This is a genomic window from Ditibartonella apis, assembly GCF_001952075.1.
GTDB classification, from domain to species: Bacteria; Pseudomonadota; Alphaproteobacteria; order Rhizobiales; family Rhizobiaceae; genus Bartonella; species Bartonella apis.
In genome coordinates this window covers 1-3,812 of sequence record NZ_LXYU01000008.1, presented here as the reverse complement: position 1 = coordinate 3,812, position 3,812 = coordinate 1, and the positions used below count along the sequence as shown (strand labels likewise).

General features: G+C 43.5%; 2 protein-coding genes. Both read left to right on the top strand.

Annotated elements, in window-relative coordinates; translation table 11 throughout:
• Positions 1 to 2,672 (top strand): FG-GAP-like repeat-containing protein (locus tag PEB0122_RS11515; RefSeq protein ID WP_143238856.1); only part of this gene is annotated, 2,672 nt, incomplete at its 5' end.
• Positions 2,673 to 3,574: 902 nt separating this feature from the next.
• Positions 3,575 to 3,812, top strand: a 238-nt coding sequence (locus PEB0122_RS11510) for a BapA prefix-like domain-containing protein (protein ID WP_143238790.1), incomplete at its 3' end; no start/stop codon positions are given.

The following is a 3,812-nucleotide window of genomic DNA, read 5'->3' as shown; positions in this document are numbered from 1 at the left end:
TCAAGTTGCCTGATGGCAGCTTGGCCGACCACCACAGCTATATCTTCACAACAGCAATTGTATCGAAATCCGGCTATGTCGGCGAAGCGCATGACGTCGAAGTGCGCGTTGATACAACAGGTGCTGCAAACGTTCCCGATTACGGGATTTCAAATAACAATATTCAAAGAGGTAGTGGAGATTTAAGTTATACGCAGGCTGTCGCACTCAACAATAATGGCGAGTGGCAGGTTGTTTCCAATTCGAATGTTTGGGTGTTCAACAGTAACGGCAAGGCCGAAGCCCACTATTTGGATTATCAGACAGGAATTAATAATGGGACGGTTGATGTTTGGGGTTTGGGGCCGGAAAATGTTTTGTTCGGTTCCTATACTATGGCCGATTATAACCATGACGGTTATATAGATGTATGGTCAACAAAAACCGCCTATTCCTGGTATACAACCGCCGCCTATGTCGGCACGGGCGATAATCAATGGAATTATGTCGATGTGAAATATGGCGACATGTTCAATGGTGCGTTTATTGAAAACCACCTCGGCGGCATTGCCACTTTCGATATGAATGGTGACGGCTATCTTGATGTCATTCAGGGCGATTCCGGCGCGGATTCCGGCTCTATCTTCTTGAACAAGGGAGCGACATCGTCAAGCCTGAACGGTAACCAGTTCATTGCAATGGGCAGGGAATTTGGTAGTAACCAATCCGCGCTCACGAGCAATTTTATGACCGATCACCATGTGTCGGCGATCGACCTTGACAATAACGGGACGATTGATTTTGCCGGTAACGGCGAGATTAATGACACGAATGGCGTTTCCGGCTATGCGAACAATTGGTACCAGTTGATGACACTCCTGAACAGCGGCAAGTCTGCCCCTGTTAACGGTGTTTATGGCACCAACTGGTCAGTCAACCAGCATTTTGACGATTCATTGCCGAGTTTCGGCAATGGCACTGATGAGTCAATTGGTCCTGACAACTATAAAAATACCATTTCCATGACATGGGCCGATTATAATGGTGATGGTTATATGGATCTGTTCCTTGCCAAAAATCATCACGGTTGGCATGGCGACAAAGAAAGCCAAATCTTTTATAATAAAGCTGACGGAACCGGGCAATTGCGTAATGCCGTCGGTTTGGGCGACGACCTTGACGGTCGCTGGTCGGTTGCTATCGACTGGGATCACGATGGCAAAATGGACATTCTGGAGGTTCCGGGCTTCGGCGGGAGTGCTGCGGGAACGAAGCTCTGGCATAATGGCGGCGTCGGTCTTGATGGTTCTGTCAAATGGGATAATTGGGATATCTTCGGTGACAAAGGTGGCCGTCTTTCCAGTGCCAATGGTGATGTCGACCCGAGGACAATTGATGGAAGTGGCACTAACTTTATTTATGGCATCGGGCTTGTAGACTATGACTGGGATGGTGCGCTTGATGTCACCATGCAGCGTGACAATGCCCATTCATCGCTCATTTTGTCGAACAAAAATAAGGTGGGTTATGGAACGTCGTTGCATCTTCGCATCACCGACAAGGATGGTGCCAATGTGTTCTATAACAATACCGTCCAGCTTTTTGACTCTGCCGGTAATCTGGTTGCCGTGCAGGTTATCAATGCGCAAGGTGGCATGGGCGCTTCCGACAATACCGGCCTTGTCCATTTCTATGGCTTGAAAGAAAATGAAACCTATTCGGTTGTTGTCTTGCGCAATACCGAGGGGCAATCGAATGATATTGGCGGCATTGCCCACACCCATACGACAGATGCAAACGGTTACGGCAAAGACAATACGATAGAAAATGTCAACACTTCTTGGACAGGTCTTAAAGCTGTAGAAGCCGACCATGCCTATATCCTGAATGCCAATAAAGATGGCGACACGGTTACAACCGGTGCGGGAAACAATGATCCGGCAACGCAAGGCTACCGTCCAGGACTGGTTGGTACCGGTTATAATGACCTCTTTACAGCTGAAGCCGGTAGCCAAAGCTATTCCGGTGGTGGCGGCTGGAGGAATGATGCCGGTGAAAAATACTGGCAGGCAAGTGGTGGTGAAGACATTGTCGATTTTGGCAAGGCAACCACTGGTGTCACAGTCGATTTGAGTAATAGCGGCTACCAGTCGACAGGCTTCAACAACGCCAAGTTTATTGACATTGAAGGTATTTACGGAAGCAAATTCAACGATACTTTCACCGGTAGCAAGGGCGACAATTTCTTTGATGGTCGTGGTGGTGACGACACCTATCACCTTGAATCCGGTGGTCATGATCTTCTGCTTTATCGCCTCATTGAGCAGGATGATGCAACCGGTGGTAACGGTCATGACACAGTCTATGGTTTCAAAGTTGGCACCTATATTGATGCCGACAAAACCAAGATTGATGCCGATGCCGATCGCATTGATGTCAAGGACTTGTTGCAAGGCTACCGTGCCGATGCCGATGGCGCTGCCCATTTCGACGACAAAGGCAAAGCCCAGATCGACTGGGGTGATAATATCAAGGACTACCTTTCGACGCGCGTTGAAAACGGCAATACGATTTTGAGTGTTGACCGTGATGGCAAGGGAGGCACCTTCCAGTCGACCGACCTTCTGACTTTGAACAATGTCCAAACCGATTTGGAAACATTGTTGGCAAACCATCAGATCATTATCGGTTGATCTTCTCTATGGCGGGAGAAATTCCCGCCATAGAACTTTATCTTTGGGCAGGTAGGGTTCCTGTCCATCGCAGATCTACGGCAGGCTTCTATGGATATAACGCTGAATGATAAGGTAAGGCCCTTAAACACCGCTCCGACTTATTGCACGAGGTCGATTCAAACTATTGAATGATCTGATAAAACTCGTTCCATTCTCGGATTTTTCTTATTCTGATCGCATAGCGACTAAATAAATTTTCGTAATAGTTGCTCAGTCCTTCGACGTAAAGACAAAATCAATTAATTATTGGAATGATAGTATAAGCTTAATACGTAATTTTTTTCATTATTGTTTTTCATCATCTATAACTAAAATTTTTATTACTCTTCTATATATTATATATAATATTATTTATATTATATTTATTAACAGATATGTTTGAAATTTTTCATATTCAGTATATACATAATATTTATATATTCACGAATATGATAAAATTTTTATAGTTTTTATACATTTTTAATCGAATTTAATATTAATAAAGATATTTATAAAATATTAACATAAAAATTTTTATCTCAATTTAATAAAAAAAATAGCTAAATTATGGTGTAACAAGAGCATAATTTTACATTATTTCCTTTTTCTCATGGCATTCATGAAATGGATTTTCTTAATGCATGGAATTCAATTTAAGAGAGTGCCTCTTAAAATACGTTTTTAAGTTGCAATGATGATATAAAACAACTAAAGGTAGTATCTATCTATTGCCTATTGGGTTCTATAGGAAAGTGAGGATTACTTCATTTTATGTGGTAATCCTTGAGTGTTTTCCTGGGGGAAATCACAAAACAATCGGTTGATAAACGTATAGCCATTTTAGCCACAGTATAGCAATTTAGTGATGTAGGAAACAGAATATGACAAAGTCGGATATCATCAAGCAACATCCAGTCGTTAAGCTGACTGAGGGAAGCGGGTCTGTTGATAGTGGTGGCAAGCCGCACAATTTTGTTCTCACAGCAGACAAAGAAAGCATCACCAATTATAGCCGTGCCGGTAATGATCTGGTTATTGATTTTGCAGACGGGAAGACTGTCCGCATCAACAACTTTTTCAGTGCGGGACATCCGATTTGCAATTTGATTTTCATTGATG